At 58.9% G+C, this 17,958-nt stretch carries 15 protein-coding genes and 1 pseudogene; 8 read left to right on the forward strand and 8 right to left on the reverse strand.

What is annotated here, in order from left to right; all coding sequences use genetic code 11:
• Positions 1-33: 33 nt before the first annotated feature.
• Positions 34-447, forward strand: a complete 414-nt coding sequence (locus tag QM996_RS29205; RefSeq protein ID WP_334197339.1) for a plasmid maintenance toxin (PemK-like) — start codon at positions 34-36, stop codon at positions 445-447.
• Positions 448-883: 436 nt separating this feature from the next.
• Here QM996_RS29205 and QM996_RS29210 read toward each other — a convergent pair whose 3' ends face one another.
• Entirely contained in the window at positions 884-1,897 is a 1,014-nt protein-coding gene (locus QM996_RS29210; protein WP_334197340.1) for a methyltransferase, read from the reverse strand.
• 295 nt (positions 1,898-2,192) lie between these two features.
• Between QM996_RS29210 and QM996_RS29215 the strand changes: the two are divergent.
• Positions 2,193-2,960: pseudogene (locus QM996_RS29215) on the forward strand (IS110 family RNA-guided transposase); the annotation flags it as partial.
• Between the two features lie 254 nt (positions 2,961-3,214).
• The gene (locus QM996_RS29220; protein WP_334197341.1) at positions 3,215-3,637 is read left to right on the forward strand and encodes a hypothetical protein; all 423 of its coding nucleotides are present in this window, start codon (positions 3,215-3,217) and stop codon (positions 3,635-3,637) included.
• 448 nt (positions 3,638-4,085) lie between these two features.
• On the opposite strand, the gene QM996_RS29225 is transcribed toward QM996_RS29220, so the two are convergent.
• Positions 4,086-4,445 carry a VCBS domain-containing protein gene (locus tag QM996_RS29225; protein ID WP_500270419.1) on the reverse strand — a complete coding sequence of 120 codons (360 nt, stop codon included), beginning with the start codon at positions 4,443-4,445 and terminating at the stop codon, positions 4,086-4,088.
• Positions 4,446-4,882: 437 nt separating this feature from the next.
• On the opposite strand from QM996_RS29225, the gene QM996_RS29230 reads away from it, so the two are divergent.
• A complete protein-coding gene (locus QM996_RS29230; RefSeq protein ID WP_500270420.1) occupies positions 4,883-5,296 on the forward strand; it encodes a response regulator in 414 nt (137 codons plus the stop codon).
• Between the two features lie 154 nt (positions 5,297-5,450).
• Complete coding sequence (locus tag QM996_RS29235; protein WP_334197344.1) at positions 5,451-7,940, forward strand: PAS domain S-box protein; 2,490 nt, start codon at positions 5,451-5,453, stop codon at positions 7,938-7,940.
• 564 nt (positions 7,941-8,504) lie between these two features.
• On the opposite strand, the gene QM996_RS29240 is transcribed toward QM996_RS29235, so the two are convergent.
• The gene (locus QM996_RS29240; protein WP_334197345.1) at positions 8,505-8,690 is read right to left on the reverse strand and encodes a hypothetical protein; all 186 of its coding nucleotides are present in this window, start codon (positions 8,688-8,690) and stop codon (positions 8,505-8,507) included.
• Between the two features lie 297 nt (positions 8,691-8,987).
• Here QM996_RS29240 and QM996_RS29245 point away from each other — a divergent pair, with 297 nt between their 5' ends.
• Positions 8,988-9,515 carry an NUDIX hydrolase gene (locus QM996_RS29245; protein WP_334198708.1) on the forward strand — a complete coding sequence of 176 codons (528 nt, stop codon included), beginning with the start codon at positions 8,988-8,990 and terminating at the stop codon, positions 9,513-9,515.
• A 164-nt stretch (positions 9,516-9,679) separates the two neighbouring features.
• Here the strand turns inward: QM996_RS29245 and QM996_RS29250 are convergent, their stop codons facing one another.
• The 4 genes from QM996_RS29250 to QM996_RS29265 form a co-directional block, all read right to left on the reverse strand.
• Positions 9,680-10,105, reverse strand: coding sequence for a hypothetical protein (locus tag QM996_RS29250; RefSeq protein WP_334197346.1), 426 nt, complete (start codon positions 10,103-10,105; stop codon positions 9,680-9,682).
• A gap of 660 nt (positions 10,106-10,765) precedes the next feature.
• Complete coding sequence (locus QM996_RS29255) at positions 10,766-11,308, reverse strand: EAL domain-containing protein (protein WP_334198709.1); 543 nt, start codon at positions 11,306-11,308, stop codon at positions 10,766-10,768.
• The gene (locus tag QM996_RS29260; protein ID WP_500270421.1) at positions 11,199-12,887 is read right to left on the reverse strand and encodes a sensor domain-containing diguanylate cyclase; all 1,689 of its coding nucleotides are present in this window, start codon (positions 12,885-12,887) and stop codon (positions 11,199-11,201) included. The genes QM996_RS29255 and QM996_RS29260 overlap by 110 nt, the downstream gene beginning before the upstream one ends.
• Before the next feature lie 579 nt (positions 12,888-13,466).
• Positions 13,467-13,736, reverse strand: coding sequence for a hypothetical protein (locus QM996_RS29265; RefSeq protein ID WP_334197348.1), 270 nt, complete (start codon positions 13,734-13,736; stop codon positions 13,467-13,469).
• 469 nt (positions 13,737-14,205) lie between these two features.
• On the opposite strand from QM996_RS29265, the gene QM996_RS29270 reads away from it, so the two are divergent.
• The gene (locus tag QM996_RS29270; protein WP_334197349.1) at positions 14,206-14,622 is read left to right on the forward strand and encodes a helix-turn-helix domain-containing protein; all 417 of its coding nucleotides are present in this window, start codon (positions 14,206-14,208) and stop codon (positions 14,620-14,622) included.
• Between the two features lie 415 nt (positions 14,623-15,037).
• On the opposite strand, the gene QM996_RS29275 is transcribed toward QM996_RS29270, so the two are convergent.
• Positions 15,038-15,265, reverse strand: a complete 228-nt coding sequence (locus QM996_RS29275; RefSeq protein ID WP_334197350.1) for a hypothetical protein — start codon at positions 15,263-15,265, stop codon at positions 15,038-15,040.
• Between the two features lie 1,476 nt (positions 15,266-16,741).
• Between QM996_RS29275 and QM996_RS29280 the strand changes: the two genes are divergently transcribed.
• Complete coding sequence (locus QM996_RS29280) at positions 16,742-17,941, forward strand: IS256 family transposase (RefSeq protein ID WP_334141816.1); 1,200 nt, start codon at positions 16,742-16,744, stop codon at positions 17,939-17,941.
• Positions 17,942-17,958 lie beyond the last annotated feature (17 nt).

Raw genomic sequence — 17,958 nt, forward strand, 5'->3', positions numbered from 1 at the left:
TGAGATCTTAACGACTCACTCTGGCACGTTTCGATGCCGTTCGGGGGCCGTCCACACCAACATCTCTGGCACTGGCAGTATTTGGAAGGACGAGAAGAGGGGGACAAGGATCGCCCGGCGCTCGTTCTTGCCATCGTTGCCACCTTGGAAGATGGAACGCCGGTGGTCCGCGTGCTTCCGATCACGCATACGCCGCCCTCCGACCCGGCTGAGGCAGTCGAGATTCCGCCGGCGACAAAGCGTCGTTTGGGGCTGGATGACGAACGCTCCTGGATTGTTTTGACGGAAAGCAACCGCTTTGCCTGGCCAGGGCCGGATGTCCGGCCGCTCGACACGGATAGCGGCTACCACGGCCCGTTGCCTCCGGCCCTGTTCAAAGAGGTGAAGCGTCGCTTTGTCGGCCTGGCGCGCAGCCAAAGACATCAGGCGACGCCGCGTAGTTCCTAAAAGCGATTTGTTCCAGCGATTTCTGCAAAATGGAGCATCCCATGGCGTTCCGGAAACGTCGGGGACACATCCCCTGCACGACTTTAGGTCGTCTGCGACTCGAAATCCATCACTATCGATACTTGCAAACTATCGATAGTAATGAGTTGCGGAAATCAGCGTCCGGATGACAGAAGTAAACTGCAGAATAACTTCCACTTGTGGATTTTAGGGCATTGATTCATATGGTTAATGATCTCATAAGATGGCCAAGGCCCGCTTTAGGGCTTTAGGGGCATTGGGCAAATTACCTTTGTGACTATCCAAGCTGAACACTCAGCCTGCACTTTTGACCCAACCATTTCGCGTCAACTCGGCCGAAGCTTGCCCCGTGTTTTTGGGATACGCAGGCTCGTCGGGCAAGGCGGCGCGTGCCCGATCCCGTTGCCGTTTCCATTCAGTCAGGCTTGTAGCCGATCACCATCGAGTCCGGCCCCAGCAACGGCTCAACGCGTGTGGACACGAAACCGGCCTCGCGCATCCAGGCCTGGCAATCGGCGCCCGTGTAGTCGAACCCTCCGCGGGTCTCGATCAACATGTTCAGGCTCATCAGCAGGCCGAAGGCGTTGCTGCGGCGCTCGTCATCGATGACGGCATCGTAGACGATCAGGGCCCCGCCTTTCGGCAGCGCGGCGAACGCTTTTTCCAAGAGCTTCCTCTTCTCGGCAAGATCCCAGTCGTGCAGGATATGCCCCATCACGATCACATCCGCATTCGGCATCGGGCCGTCGAAGAAGTTGCCGCTTTGGAAGCGGATGCGGTCAGTGAGGCCCTGCCGGGCGACGAACTCGTCGAATATCGGTTGCACGGCGGGCAGGTCGAAGCCGATGGCGTGGAGATGCGGATGGGCTCGCGCGATCACCACCGGCACCATGCCCTGCGCTGCGCCCACATCGGCGAAGGTCGCGTATTCCGACCAGTCGAACCTGGCGGCCATCGCCTGCGCCGCACCGGCGCTGATCCCGCTCATGGCCTCGAGGAACCCGCGCAGCCGTGCCGGTTCCGCATAGATCGCGGCAAAGAAGTCCTCGCTGTACTTGGCTTCGTTCTGCGGCTCTCCCGTGCGCAGGGCTTCGGTCAGCGAGCCCCAGAAGCCGTAGAGCCGGGCATTGGCCATTTCGAGGATGCCGCCGATATAGGACGGCTTCGCCTTGTCGAGGAAGAGGTCCGTATCAGGCGCATTACGATAGCGGCCGTCCTCGCGTTCGAGCAGTTTCAGCGCCACCAGGGTGTCGAGGAAGTCGCGGGCCGAGCGGGGATGCAAGTTCAGCCTGGCCTGCAGGTCCGGCAGGTCGGCCGGGGCGGCTGCGAGCTCGGTGAAGACGCCGAGTTCGACCGCGCTGAGCATGGCCTTGGAGGCCCAGAACCCCATGCCGAGCTGCATGATGTTGTCCGGCGTCGTTGCGCCCATCGCCCGTCTCCTCGTGGATCGTGTTGTTCATGCATCAGGGATTGGTGCGGAAACCGAAGCGGCCCGGCAGCGCTGCAAAACCGGACGTCCCGTCTCGTCGAGGCACCCTGCCAGGGAAGATAGAGCGTTTTGCGATGCGGTGCTATTAATCAAGAATGACTAGCGACGAGCCAACCGAAAATTGAGTTGAGTGGTTTCAGATGACAGACGGGATTACTCGGGTCGTGTCGTGCTGATGGTTTCCCCGGTCCCGCCCGCAAGCCGCTTACGCCATGCGTCGCTCCTTCGACCATATGTGGCGCGTCGAGCAATCCGCCGATCTCAACTTCTAGACTTCTTTGAACGAACTCCTCCTTGCCTCGTCGGAACGGAGGCCTGCGCCAGCGCTCACTACTGGACGCGCGAGATTGCTAAATTCGGCCACCAGGTCCGGCATCATGCCCGCCTGCTACGTCAAGCCTTACGTGAAAAGGAACAAAACCGATGCCGCGGACGCCGAAGCCATCTGCGAGGCTGTCACACGACCGACGATGCGGTTTGTGCCGGCGAAGTCGGATGTCGAGCAAGCCGTCAACATGATGCTCAAGGCTCGTGATCTCCTTACCAGGCAGCGTACTCAGACGGTCAATGCGCTACGCTCTCATCTCGCGGAGCTGGGTATCGTGGCCGGTGCAGGATTTAAAGCAAGCGCCAAGCTCATCAAGATAGTGCGCGACGATACCGATCATCGACTGCCACCAATCGCCGCTTTGCATTGATTGAGATCGCGGACCAGATCGAGCGCCTGACAGAGAAAATCATGAAGCTGGAAAAGATGATCGTTTCGTCCGTTCGAGAGGATGACGTCTCTCGACGCCTGACCAGCATTCAAGGCGTCGGCCCGATTACTGCAGCAGCAGTGAGGGCGCTGGTACCGGATCCAGCTGGTTTCCGAACCGGCCGCGATTTTGCGGCATGGGTGGGGCTGACACCTCGATCAAATTCGAGCGGCGCGAAACAAAAGCTGGGTTCGATATCGAAGCGAGGCAATCCTCAACTGCGAAGTCTCTTCATGGTGGGAGCCATGGCGAGCCAAGGGGCGAATTCCAATGCAGATCAGACCGTTCCCCTCTTTGCGCCTTGCAGCGCGTGAGTACGATTAGGCGATCCCGCATTACGGAAATCATCGTGGCCAGCGGTCGCGCGACCGCGCAGATAGGCCGGACATACGACCGCACCGCCCGACTTGGAAAATTACAGCAGCAGCGCCTTGCTAAACGGGCCGTTCCACTTACGAGGAGAGGGACGTTTTTGTTTTAGTTCTGTTGCAGCGATCCAATGCGGCCACCTGCGCTGTCGAGCAGGACGGCATATTCGATCGGCGGCACGCTCAAGGTCAACCAGGCGAACCTGGCTGGCATCAGCGCCATCAAGGGCGGCACGCTGACCACGCAGGAGGCCGCACTCGATCTGTCGGGCATGATTGTCAATTCCCGGATAGAGAGCAGCAATGCCGGCGGCACCACCTTCACCGTGACCGATGCCGTCGCGGAGTCCCATGTCTATGGCGGCGACGGCGCCGATACCCTCATCGCCAGCGGCTTCACGCTCTCCGCCAATCTGAGGGACAGCATTTTTGTATTGAACTCACTCGAAGCCATCCGCGACGGCAACGATCAGTCGAATGCTCTCTACGCGATCGCCAACGACACCGTGACTGGCCAAGGAGGTAGCGACTGGAGGCGACTGCTGGGCAACTAGTCCATCAAGCGCGGTCTAAGAGTTTGAAAGAGCAACAAATGGAAACAAGAAGCCTGCCGCGCGAGCGCGCGGCAGGCTTCTCAAAGGAACCGCGACCTGACGAAAGGAAGGGTGCTGATCCCCAACGCTGCGAAACAGCAGGTAGGTCACATATCGAAATCTTGAGCGAAAATGGATGATGGCGCCCAAATTGCAGGCAAGAATTCGCAGCCCGCCGTGCCATTCGCGAAGCAAATGGTTTGTCAGCCGGCGTGCCGGATTGAGGAGGCCTCGAGTTGTTCCGACCCCGAAGAGGAGAGGGAGGTTTCCACCGCTGGGACGCCCGGCAGGTAAAGCCAGCCACACTACGAGCGCCGTTCCAAACCCCCACTACGCTGCTTTTGGAAGCGCAAAGTGAAAAAACCTCGTCATCGGCCTTGCGGGGATCAGCGGAGATTTGGATCAAACATCAAACCAAAAGAGAATTCTCAAACGGCACATGAAGCGGAATCTCGAAACGCCTTCCGTCAGGCGTTGCATGCTGGTCATATCCGTAGTCGGCGACCCATAGGCTCATCTTGCTTGGATCATCGCTGGACGGCGCGAGCTCGACGCCCTTGCGCACCGGAATTGTGATGCTGGTATCCATGCTCCAGTTGTAGCTATCCCCCTCGGCGGTGGGCGCGTCGTTGGTGCCGGTGACCGTCACCGTCAGGGTCGTGGTGGACGAGGCGCCGTGGTTGTCCTCGTTGGTGTAGCTGAACACGTCAGTTGCCGTCTGGCCGTCACGGAGCGCCTGCACCGATGGGTTCAGGTTGTCGAGGGGCACAGTAAGGGCCGATCCGACGATAAGGCAACCGACCGAGACCGCTTTGAAGTAGAGCCGCTGGGTTCCAGGGGACGCAGCGACCAGAACCGCCCGGAAGGGTAAGCGCGAACGGTTCTGGGTTCGGCCAGACGCGCTGTGTGGATGATGCGCGATAGGCATAGCGAATTATGCGCCCCTTGGGTTCGTCAACAATCTCCCTAGGACTTATGCGCTCGCCTATGGGACCCAAGTCGGATAGCGGGGAACACTTTTCTCTCGGCGCGTTAACTCGCCTCCAGTCGGATCTGAGGGTCGTTGCTGCCGCCCTTCGACGTTGGGACATCGGGCCCCAAGTTGATAGGCGTGCTTTAGCGGAGCCGATTCAATCTGCGCGGCTATCGATAGCCCCGGAAAATAAGGGGAACCATTTTCTGTCCTTAACGTTCGGAGACGGGGCAATGTCGCCTGAGGCGAAAATGGAAACCGTAACTTTACTTCTCGTCGAGGACGAGGCGCTGCTGCTCTTGGAGTTCGAGCAAACGCTGACGAACGCCGGCTTCGATATTGTAACGGCAACCGGCGCACGGGACGCCATGCGGATCTTAAACGCCCCGACCTCACCCATCCATGGCGTTGTCACTGACATCCGGCTAGGCGCACCACCTGACGGGTGGGATATCGCACGCACCGCGCGAGAAATCGATCCACAGATTCCCGTCGTTTATGTCAGCGGCGACAGCGTTCGTGACTGGGCCTCGAAGGGTGTCCCCAACAGCGTTATGCTTGAGAAGCCCTTCGCCATGGCTCAGCTGGTGACGGCGATCTCGCAACTCCTAAACGACACAAGCACCAGTCAGCCGTCAGCCAACTGAGAATGTCGCGTCCACGCTGCCAAGCCCGCGATTGCGCCCAAGTCTCACGCGTGTCGGCCCTTTGCGTTTCGCACGCGCCGTTTGTGCGGGCTCAGGTAAGTTGCTATCGTGTAAACGGCTCGGATCTCTACGATGGGGTTGGCCGGAGACTGCGATGGAGATCGAAATGAAAACCGGTAACGGGCACACGGTCGATCGCGATCTGCAGCCACTACCAACCAATGCTCCAAAAGCACTATCCGAGCAGCGTGAACTGCTCGGGACCGGCGATTACCCTGCCGAAGAGATCCTTAAAGCTCTGCCGGTGGCGGTCTACACGACGTACGCGGACGGGCGGATCACTTTTTTCAATGAAGCGGCCGTATCGCTTTGGGGTGTTCGCCCAGAACTCGGCAAAACCGAATTCTGCGGCTCCTGGAAACTCTATTGGCCCGATGGTACGCCATTGCCGCATGACGAGTGTCCGATGGCTCTGACCCTGCAGCAGAGATTGCCTGTGCGCGGATATCAAGTGTTGGCGGAGCGGCCAGACGGTACCCGGGTGGCGTTCATCCCTTACCCTACGCCGCTGTTTGATCGCACCGGTGCGTTCGTCGGCGCGGTGAACCTTTTGATGGACATCAGCGAGCTCAAGGCGTCCGAGCAGCGCAACCAAGAGAGCGAAACGAAGTTCCGCTCTCTTTTCGAGAACGTTGGTGCGGCTGTCTGGGAGCGAGACTTTTCGCGTGTCGTCGACCTGCTGGACAGCTTGCGGGCTGAGGGGGTGACGGATTTACGAAGCCATCTGGCGGCACATCCAGACGTGCTGCAAGAGGCAATCACGCGCGTCCGGATCCTTGACGTCAACCCATTCGCAGTTGAACTGTTTGAGGCGACCAGGAAGGAAGAGTTGCTTCGATCACTGTCGAGCGTTTTCCTGCCGGAAACGTCGGCGATCTTCCTCGAGGAGTTGGCGACCATCTGGGAAGGCGGACGGCGGTTCGCCAGCGACACCGCACTGCGCACTCTCTCCGGGCGACGGATCGACGTCGTCTTCACAATCGTTTTCGATGGTCCGGGCTGCGAACGCGCCTATGTCACCATTCTCGACATCTCAAAGCGCAACGCGAGCGAGCGCCGTCTCGAGGCGGTCGACAAGATCGCTAATGCGATCGCCGGTAATAATATGGATCATATCGTTCAGACGGTCACCGACGCCGCGACTGAACTCACCGGGGCCAAGTTCGGTGCCTTCTTCTATAATCGCACCGATCCCGACGGTGAGCGATACACGCGCTATACCCTGTCAGGCGTGCCACGAGCGGCTTTCGAGAACTTCCAGCTACCGCGCAATACGGCCGTCTTCGACCCAACCTTTCGCGGCCTTAGCGTTGTGCGTTCGGCGGATATCCGAGCCGACCCGCGCTATGGAAAGTCGGCTCCTCATTACGGGATGCCGAAGGGGCACCTGCCAGTGGTCAGCTATCTGGCCGTTCCAGTCATTTCGCATTCGGGCGAAGTACATGGCGGCCTTTTCTTCGGCCACGACCAACCGGACATCTTCACCACCGAAGCCGAGCAGACGGTCATCTCGATCGCAGCCCATGCCGCTGTCGCAATCGACAATGCTCAGCTGTTCAAAGCGGCGGAGCGTGAGGTCTCTGAACGGCGCCAAGCCGACCGAGCAGCTCAGCAACTCGCCGCCATCGTCGAGTCGTCGGAAGACGCGATCCTGTCGATGGACCCCAATGGTGTAATCGCCAGCTGGAATGCTGGAGCTGTGCGGTTGTACGGCTATACCGCCGAGGAGGCGATTGGACGTCCAGTTACACTGCTGATCCCCGAGGACCATGTTGGCGAGGAGCATCAAATCCTGGCGCAAATCCGTGCCGGTGATCCCGTCGACCATTTCGAAACGGTAAGGCGGCGCAAGGACGGCGCTCTGATCCCGGTCTCGCTTCGAATTTCACCGATCCGCGACAATGATGGGGTCATCATCGGCGCTTCGAAGATCGCGCGCGACATCAGCGAACGCAAGCAGGCCGAGCAACAAAAAGACCTGCTTATCCGCGAAATGGCCCATCGGATGAAGAACCTATTCACCGTATCGAGCAGTGTGGTGACGCTCAGCGCGAGATCCGCGAGTTCTGCGGATGAGCTCGCTACGGCCGTCGGCGCGCGGCTGGCTTCCTTAGCGCGGGCGCACGCGCTCACGCTCCCGCGATTGAGTGGCGCAGAAGCCGGGGAGGGCAGCGCAACGCTGCAGGAGCTGCTGGGCACATTGTTATCACCCTACGCTGGCGAAACAGATCAGGGAAATCGAGTGACGATCCGGGGGGACGACCTTTCGGTGTCACGCTCGGCCATAACGGGTCTCGCGCTTGTCGTGCACGAGTTGGCAACCAACGCGGCCAAATATGGAGCGTTGTCAACCGACAGTGGCCGACTCGATATCGAATGCACCGACCATGGGGAAACGCTGGAACTGGTCTGGACGGAGCGAGGAGGGCCGGCTGTCGTGAAGCCGGAGACGGAGGGCTTCGGGACGAAACTTGGCAAGCTCACTCTGGAAAGGCAATTCCGCGGAAAGATTAGCCGCATTTGGAATCCGGGGGGGCTCGTCGTGCGACTGATTGTTCCGAAAGATCGGTTGCAGCAAGAATAGGGCCACCTGTCGTGAAGTACGCAACGGGCCACGGTCCCGTACCTGCAAGATGCCATCGTTGGTCGCAAGCATAATGAGGCGCAACGACTGACCGAAGTAGCTTTTGCAGGAGCGATTGCGTGATGCATCACTAACGCGAGCAATCCTTCCATCATCAACGATTGACGATACCGCCCGTGAAGAAGGTGACCTGACTCCGTAGCTGTGCACGCAGCCGCGACCGGGCGCGCGTCTTGGCCGACAAGAAAGCGTTCCGCGCGAAACTCCATTGCAACAAATGGAATGAGCCTCCGCAGGTCAGATGCGGAGGCTCAACCGCGCGTAGGTGGAAAGTATCGAGCACTTACACGGCAATATGAACCGCGAACGCAGGTAGTGTTGCGTGAAACGGGGTAGCGGCTTATGCAAGTGCAGGTGCAGTGTGCCAATTGGAGAAAAGTGAAGCAACTCGCCCGAACGGGTACTCTGCTACTACATTCGGGTTAAACTGGCTCCGCCCACCAAGCTTCACGGTTGCACAACCAGCGATATTTTCGACGTCCGTAGCTCCAGCCTTGTGTCTATTTAGGGTAGGGTCTCACACTTCTTACTGAAGTTGGTGGTTCTCAGCGTGTCGGCGGTTATCTTGCGATTTTGAGCCGTCGCAAGTTTGTCTGATGACACCTTGGCGGCGCGCACAATGCAGCCTTCGCCAAGATCGACCTTGATGACTTCCGTTGTCTTGGCCTTGGAGCGGATGCCGTCACGCATGATGTCCTCAGTGATCGTGCTAGAAACTGTCAGGGACCTAGCGACACGGTTCATGCGTCGCGCATACGGACGTTTAAGACTTCAGATTGGCGGCTGGTAGGGACGAGTTCGACCCAGAGCCGTCGCTCGTCAATCTCAACCAGACTTTCCGGTGGTGATCTGGTGATCCAAAGGAGACGAAGGCGCATCGGTTAGGCGACGCTGGAGCTCGGGTTCGCGCCAATAGCGAGCGCTGCATAGGTGGCGGCCTCCCGGATGCGTTGAAATATAAAAGAAAATTTGACAACCTCAATTGTCATGAAGTCAGCGAAACCAGGCAATCAGCCCTCAGCAGGCAAATCACAAACACTGCTCCAGCAACTTGCTCGAACCCCCGAGAAGCTGTTCGGGAAGGCGTTTTGGCAGCAATACGGTGCCCTCTGCTTCCGCTACAAAGAGGGTGGTTCCGAGATTGAAATCCTGGTCATTACCTCGCGCGAAAGTCAGCGATGGGTCATTCCTAAAGGATGGCCGATGAAGGGCAAGAAGCCCTACGAAGCGGCAGCGATCGAAGCATGGGAGGAAGCCGGCGTGCGCGGTAAGGCGAAAAAGAAGCCGGTCGGTAGCTATACCTATCTGAAAGAACTTGGTGACGGCAATGTTGCGCCCTGCATCGTGGAGATATTCCAGATTGAAGTGACCGAGATCAGCGCCGATTTCAAAGAGCGGGGACAACGCGCTTTCGATTGGGTGAGCCCAAGTGACGCGGCCAGGCGGGTTCGCGAAATTGAACTGAAATCCCTACTGGTCAACTTCAAACCGAAGGTGAGCAAAAACCGCGGTTGACACACACCTGCACGTCGACAGCATGCTCCTCGTCGGAAGGCACAAATACAGATGTGGAAATTCTTAGTCATCGCAGCCGCGTTGGAAGGCATCCCCCTTGAATTCCCTCGATGGGTTAAGCAACGTTGTTCAATTGCAAAGAAACTAAACTGTGCGATATTTTCTCATGACCGCTTCATAATTTTCAAATCAATTATACGTCCATGTTTTCCCTGCATTTTATGCATGGTGTCTAGGGGGGAATCAATCAATGACAGACAATCCACAAAGGACGGATCCTGGGCCTCTGAAAACCTAACGAATATCCCGTCCTTTCCGCTGCGCAATTTGGCGCAAGTCAGAAATATCTCGAAGTGTCCCAAGCATAAATAAAAATGATCGGGGATCAGCTCTATTTTGCTCGATTGTAAAATAGCGCCTGACTCGCAAATGCCAACAATACGGGCCTGAACAACCGACAGCTTCTTGACCCCTCGCGCCGGGTACAATGCACGGGCGACCAGATTGACGCTTCGAACGCGGGACGGTTCCTCATTTTTTACGTCATATAATCGAGCCAAATAATGCCGCTGCCGCGCTTTGCCCAACATGTGCGTGCGAACTCTCTACCCGCTTAACAACTCGTTAACGAATAAACGCGAATCACCGGTCAAGCAACCGCATCCCTAATTCCCCCCGCCGCTGCGACCTGCAGTGGCACCGTCCGGCATCAAGCGCTTCATGTTGGCAGCCCAGGCCAACGCTGGCCGGCCTACAGAAATGCTTTGAGTATCGCCGCCCGCGATATTCGCCTATTCGCCGGCAGCACGGCCCCACAGAGATCTTGAGCTCCTGTATTCACAGCTTCAGAAAACGGATGTCGCGGCGGAGAAGCAGTTCGAGAAAGTAGCGATGCCTGAATGCTCCGATCAGAAGGCAGGTGGCATTCGCCGAGCGGCGGAGTCTAGAATGGATTCGGCGCTGAACGGCTCCAGCGTCGCTCGCGACGACCTGGCCTTCTAGTCGGTCCTCGCTAAAGCCGGATGGGAGATGCGGGTGCCGCGGTCGTGACCGGCATTTCGTTCGGCGGAGCGGAGCGCCTCATCGAAACGCAGATCACGCCCGATTCCCGGTTATGAGCGACGAGACGAAGGCGCTGATGGCCCTCCCGACGCAGGGAGCAAATAATCCGGTAGCGTGACCTCACGCGCCCTGGCTCACCCGCGACTTCAATGCCAGCCGCCGACACGCAACCATCGCTGCGTCAGCGGTCAACGTCGGCGATCGTTCGACACCGCTTCGTGTGTAAAATACCGAGCGCTAATGTCTGCCGCCGCGAGCGGCTTGCTGAACAGGTAGCCTTGAAGCTGGTCACAACCGGCGCGCCGGGCGGCGACTGCCTGTCGCTCGGTCTCGATGCCCTCGGCCGTCACGGGAATATTCAGCGCGTTGGCCAGCGAGATCGTCGCATGCAGCACGCCCGCGCCCTCCACCGTTTCGTCGAGGGCAACGATCAGGGAGCGGTCCATCTTCACGCGGTCGAAGCGGAACTTTCGCAATGCGCCGATGCTGGCATACCCGCTGCCAAAATCGTCGAGGCTGACCTTGATGCCGAGCGCCTTCAACCCGAGGATGGCGCGCATGGCCTGATCGGGATTGGAGATCAGCACGCCCTCGGTGATCTCGATCGTCAGCCTGCGGAAATCAAACGATGTTTCGCTGACCAGTTGCCGCACCTGCTCGACGAAGTATGGGTTCCTCAGTTGGATCGGAGAGGCGTTGACCGACAACGCCATGCTGGGCCATTCCCGCACCGCCTTGAGAGCTTTCTCCATCACCTGCAGGCCGAGACGATCGATGAGACCGACGCGAAGTCCATCGCGCCAGCGCCTCCACGCCCCGCAAGGCGCCGGTTTCAGCGTCGACGAGAGGCTGAAAGACGACATCGATCGCCTGGCGGTCGAGGGCTTCCCGTAAATCTTGTTCGAGTGTCGCCTCGCGTGCCTGTCTGACGTCGAATGCCTCGGTGTAAAGCAGGACCATGTTCCGGCCGGCTTCCTTGGCGCGGTAGAGCGCGATGTCGGCCTTGCGCATCAGTTCGTGGAGCGTTTCTTCGGCCTTGTCGCAATGCACCACGCCAACACTCGCACCGATCTCGATCACGCGACCTTCGGCGCTAAACGGTTCGACGAGCGCTTGTTGAAGTTCCCGGCCGATCCGCACGGCGTTGTCGGCGTCGACGATCTCCACCACGGCGAATTCATCGCCTCCCAATCGCGCGACGAGCGCCGTGTCGGCGACGACGGAGCGAATGCGCTGTGCGACGGCCACGATCAAGGCATCGCCGACCGGATGGCCCCAAAGGTCGTTCACGGTTTTGAAACCGTCGAGATCGATAAGGTTCAGCGTCGCTGACCGCGTACGACCGGAATCGCGCCTGGCATTGAAACGCTCCGACAAGCCGGCTCGGTTCAGCAGGCCCGTCAGCGGGTCGTGAAGGGACCGGTAACGAGCCAGTGCCTCGTCCCGGCTGAGGTTGCGGATCGCCGCACCGCCCACCGCGACAATCCCGCCGAGAAACAACAGCACGCCGATGCTTGCAATGAACAGCAAGGGCGCGACAGTCGCTAAGCTTTTCGAGCCGGGTTCTTGCGCGTGCCAACTGAAGTAGGCGACCGGCTTCTGGTCGGCATTCAGCAGTGGCGAGTGCAGTTGGCCGGAGTCCGGCGACTGGCGAAGACTGAGACCGGTGAGGCCGAAATTCGCCGCCACCTCCGCTGTGACGTCCGCATCCAGATGCTTGGCAAAAACGAGAACATGCGTCTTCTGCATGCTAGCCGCTCTGTCGACCAATTGGATCGGCGAAGCACCGACGACCGCAATGCCTTGCCGCGTGCGGATGAAATGTACTGGCAACCGGTCGCGGTCCAAGGCTTCGGCTCTTGCCTCGGCAAGCAAAGTCTTAAATGACTGGTCGAAAAACGTGCTCGGTTTCTCCCCAATCGGGTCACCTTTGTAATAGGCAATCAACGGTTCGTCGTTTGGGCCGATAACGATTGCGGTATCGTAGAGCGGATAGTCGCGGGTTATCTTGCCCCAATTCTCGATCGCCCAATCGCTATCGTTACCGACCGCAACATGCTGGTATGCATCGTCCCAATAGCCGTTGTCGCGCACGGTACCGCCGATCTGATTGCGCAAAGACATCTCAGCAGCGGAGGCCGCGTTGAGCGCTCGATGATCATCGATCGAATTCGCCGTCGCCGTCAGTGTTGCGATTGCTTCCGCCACCAGCGTCGAGAGCGCGGCGGTTACCAACAGAAAAATCACAATAACGATGAGTGTACGCTTCCGGCGATCACGGGCCGACCAAGGACTTTGTTGCTGGCGCAAGACACACTCCGAATGAGCCAATTATTCTGGCGGACATGCGACCCACCTGGCATTTGCGGCCGATGGCAGCAGCTTTCAGAGAGAACGCCGCTGTAATCCACCGGAACGATACAGACGGCGTCGATAAGAATGTCTGAAGGATGGGGGTAGTTTGCTCGACGTCGAGTGCTATTTGTTCGCCACGGTCCTGGGGGATTTTATCAGCGCGGGATTCGAACGGGGCTCGTTGCGGAAAACGCCTAACGCGTCCGTTTCGAACCTGCTCGCCGCGTGAAGCTGGTATTGCACCAGATTGTCCGCCGCGATTGAGCGCATGGCCCGCAGCTTTATCTGGATCATGTGGCCATTGTTGAGATACCCCGCCCTTCGTCCAGGCGCTACAGCGGACCGGAGAAGCGACGACGGCCAATGCTTCGTCACCCCGGCTTCGAACTCGACACACAGCCGTGCAGCGCGTGGGCAAACACGTTGGGCAAACGCCGCCACGCCAAACAGCAGTTCGACAATGACACGACCGATATCGGATTATGAGGCACCACGCGGCGCGATCACCGAGGTCAGCTGTCGCGCTGGACAGTGTTAGCTGGCCGCTCGGGTCTGCCGCTCTTCAAGGCGAAGTTTGGCAGTCGCAACTTGACCTTCAACTAAGTTCCGTATCGCTGCCAACATTCCAGGCGCGGCGCTTTCGCTGAAACTCTCTGCCGCTTTGAGTTCGGTGACGATCGAGTCACGTAAGGCATCTATCCACGCTGGGCCTTTTTCGCCCTTCATCGCCGCAATTTCGGTGATGAGATGGTGGATCATAATGCTGTTCGCTCCACACACCACGCGCATTTCATGTTCGCCCAACCCAGCCTCCTTAATTTTGGGGGCTATTCAAGCAGGTTAACCATTTGCCGTCGAGCCCGGAAATATCAGTGAACCTGTTCCTCCGGACCTCGTGGCCGGCCTTAACAATCGTGCGGTCCACTTCGCCCAGGGTCGACCCGGCGATGAACAGGCACTGGACGCCGAGATAGGGCATTCTGCATACAGGGATGGTGAAGCTGTCGGAGGCTTCACTCCGGCCGGTCCAACAAGACGGTTCCGAATCGCTATCTGTCGCTCGGTGAGCGAGGCGCAAAGCAGTTTCGCCTTGGCTACAAACGCGGCTGCGAACGCATGCAGCACGCGTTGGGGAAAATCGGTGACAAGTCTCCGCGGACCTGATCTCCCGCATTGCGTATCCGCAAGCGACGTCGTAACGGAGAATGAACTGTAGTTTACGTGTCCGCGGCGCGGTGCACTCCATTGGCCGCACATCCAATTTGAGGTCGTGATGCAGCAGAGACCGCAGCCCAAAGCACCGAATGCAATCGACGTTCACGTTGGCAGCCGCATTTCTATGCAGCGCCGGGTCAAGGGGATGAGCCAGACGACGCTGGCCGAAGGGCTCGGCATCACCTTCCAACAGGTCCAGAAATACGAGAAGGGCACAAATCGCGTCGGCTCGAGCCGGCTGCAGGCTATCGCCAACATTCTTGGTGTCCCGGTTTCTTTCTTTTTCGAGGAGGGATCTGGGGTATTTGCTGACCCGCAGGGGCCGGACATGAGAGCCAGCGATGAGATCACGCAATTCCTGACCTCCGCCGAGGGAGTCGCCCTCAACCGCGCTTTCGTGAAGATTCAGGACGCCAAAACCCGACGGAAGTTCGTCGATCTGGTGAAAACGCTGGCAACAGAGCTATCAGAATAACACCGTCCGGTTACGTCGGCAGCTTCCCGACGAGGCTTTCATGATCCGTATTCTCTGCAATCCGGCCGTCCGCGGTTCCCGAACGCGCCCGTTCGATCACTGCCGAGTCCCATATGGGGAGGCCGTCATTTCCTCTCTTGAAGGGTGTCTGGCGGCCTCAAGGCGTTGAGCCTCAACTCCGATTCCACTCCCGCTGTGATTTCGCGCCAAGGTTTAGAATTTTAGTCAATTCGAGTTAAAGGACACACGAAGTGTCGGCCTTGTTCGGCGGCAATCAGTTTGCCGCCCTGGCGAGCGTTTGAATTGGCTTCAGGGGCGGCTCATATTTTTCGTCATTGACGTGCCGGAGAAATGGGCGGCGGTGGCGAGCGCTGATCATCTCGGATCAACGCGACTCAGGCAAACGGGTGAAGTCCTACAAGCGGTGCTGCTTTTCTAACTGCGGCAGCAGCGCAACCACCTCGGTCTGCAGATCCAAGCAGATGTCCTGATATTCGCGTACGAGCTCCTCGCGGCGGGGGACTTCCTGTAAAAGACTGTCGAGCGCCTTCGCGGCCAGTGCGTACGCCTCAAGAAGATCATCCAGGCGATGGTCCTTCAGAGACCGCAGTTGCTCTCGATGACGTGGCAGGGCCAACGCCAAACGAGCTCTGCCACTTTTTACTAACGACATTCGATCACGACCCGGTGCAGCGCAGCTCTTTCAGCTAGTTTGCCAGAACACACCTACCATGTGGTCAAAGCCGGCTAGCGCCTACCAGTGCTTTCCGCAATTTTTCGTGCAATATGCATCCGGTAGTGCCGGACATCTGTGTTCACCGGTCGAGGCAATATTTTTGCGAGCTGGCACGCGAGGCGCCGTCACCCTGCCGAAGCCCATAGGACCAACCCCCGCATGACGGGAACACGTCGTCGCCGGGAATTCTCCGGTTTGATCAGGGGGGCTTACGCCATGCCGGTGCGCGTCGTCCCTCGGCGAGCAATATGGTCGCGGCTTCCATGATTCCCCGCAGCGCATTGCCCCACATTCCAACGCGCGAAATAGTTATCTGTTCCCCTCCCTTTTCAGGGCGTGCAGGCGCCGTTCCAGCGTCCGCGACGATGATTATTTCTAAGTCGACGCCCGTCCAGTAGGGCAACACCCAGGAACAGGAGGCGGCAACGGGTCTTTAGGGACTGCCGTGCTCGTTGGATCAGATCTCGGGGAGCCGAATTCAAGGCAAGGCTCACACTGACAACAAACCGATAACAAGGCTAAGAACGACCCGCGCGATCGGCCTTCTCGGGTCATCTGCCGCCGGTCGATGACGGAGAAGCGCGTGAGCCGGATCAAGCTAAGTATCTGTATTCCAACTTACAACCGGGCACCTTTGTTGGAAAAAGCCCTCGGCTACTTCGTTGGCCTCTACGAATTTCCCTTCTCTTATGAAACCGCACCGGCTCGGCAGTCAGGACCTCGAATGTTCGATGATGATTCACACTGTCGCTCATAGGTTTCTCCGCATGACTCATGCAGAGAATGACCGTTCAGCGGCCTTAAAGATACGTGGGGTGACCTACCCGTTTACCCTACTTTTGCATGTCGCCCGGATGGATGCGAACCGACATGGCCGGGGATGCTCACCTGGGGGGCGCGCACCGCTCGACGTCGAAACGAGTACGGCTGGCATTAACGACACAATGTTGGCCCGCCTGGAACGAAACCATTCTTCGGTAGGCGCCGCAGGAAAGGAATTGGCTGAGCCTCACGCTTTGGCAGGGGCAAGGATGCGGCGGCTCTGCCCCAATATTTTTCTGTTGCGCTAAACCTCAACAGGAAAAACAGCGCTGATGAAAGCCTTACCCTACGGGCCGCCGCACGTCATCGGTGTCAGCGCGGCCCTAAGTCATTCTCGATCCCATCCCCCCGCCGAGCAGGGAGAAGCCCTCAATGATGCGGCATGTGCGCTTGTCGGGAGAGCACGTGCGACCTGATCGGACCCAGCGACGACGGCATCCTATCTCTGAAGAGGCGGATGGGGAGATGACGTCCCAGGGAGTGGTGTAGCAGGAAGGCGGCCATCAGTGTTTTTCCGGTAGGGTCGGGTTGTTCAAGCTCAACCTGATGGAAAGATCACCGATGACCGACGAGATGATGAACCTGCGCTCGCTTGTTGAGAAGAGCGCGGACGCGGATTTGCTGCGGGAGATGATTGGCTTTGCCGCCGAGAAGCTGATGGAGCTGGAGGTCGGGGCGAAGACGGGCGCAGCCTATGGCGAGAAGAGCGCCTTTCGGCTTGCCCAACGTAACGGCTACCGCGAGCGCGACTGGGAAACACGGGCCGGGACCGTGGAACTGCGCATCCCGAAGCTGCGTACCGGCACCTATTTCCCGAGCTTTCTCGAGCCGCGCCGCATGGCCGAGAAGGCTCTGACGGCCGTGATACAGGAAGCCTACATCCAGGGCGTTTCGACCCGCTCCGTCGACGACCTGGTCAAGGCGATGGGCATGAGCGGCATCTCCAAGAGCCAGGTCTCGAGGTTGTGCGAGGAGATCGACGACAAGGTGAAGGCGTTCCTCAGCCGCCCCATTGAAGGCGACTGGCCATATCTGTGGATCGACGCCACCTATCTGAAGGTTCGTCGCGGTGGCCGCATCGTCTCGGTCGCCGTCATCATCGCCGTCGGCGTCAACACCGACGGACGGCGCGAGGTCTTGGGCATGGAGATTGGCACGTCCGAGGCCGAGCCGATCTGGACGGATTTTCTGCGCAAACTGACGCGAAGGGGTCTCAGAGGCGTCAAGCTCGTCGTCTCCGATGCCCATGAAGGGATCAAGGCCGCCGTCTCCAAGGTTCTATCGGCCACCTGGCAGAGGTGCAGGGTTCACTTCATGAGAAACGCGCTGGCCCATGCCGGAAAGAGCGGGCGACGAGTGGTCTCCGCCTTCATCGCCACAGCCTTCGCCCAAGATACGCCGGAGACCGCAAGCACTCAGTGGCGTAACGTCGCCGACCAGATCAGGCCGAAAGTGCCGAAGCTCGCCCAACTCATGGACACCGCTGAAGAAGACGTGCTCGCCTATATGACCTTTCCCAGGCAGCACTGGGCCAAGCTTCACAGCACCAACCCCATCGAGCGCCTCAATGGGGAGATCAAGCGGCGCACCGAGGTTGTCGGCATCTTCCCCAACGATGACGCCATCGTCCGCCTCGTCGGCGCATTGCTGCTCGAACAGAACGACGAGTGGGCCGTCCAGCGCTCCAGATACCTGACCCTTGAGACCATCGCCGCAATGAGCGATGATCCGCTCATCAGCCTGCCCGCTGCGGCAAGCTGACCCATTCCCGGCTCCGT

This window comes from Sinorhizobium chiapasense, from assembly GCF_045277575.1.
Lineage (GTDB): Bacteria > Pseudomonadota > Alphaproteobacteria > Rhizobiales > Rhizobiaceae > Ensifer > Ensifer chiapasense_A.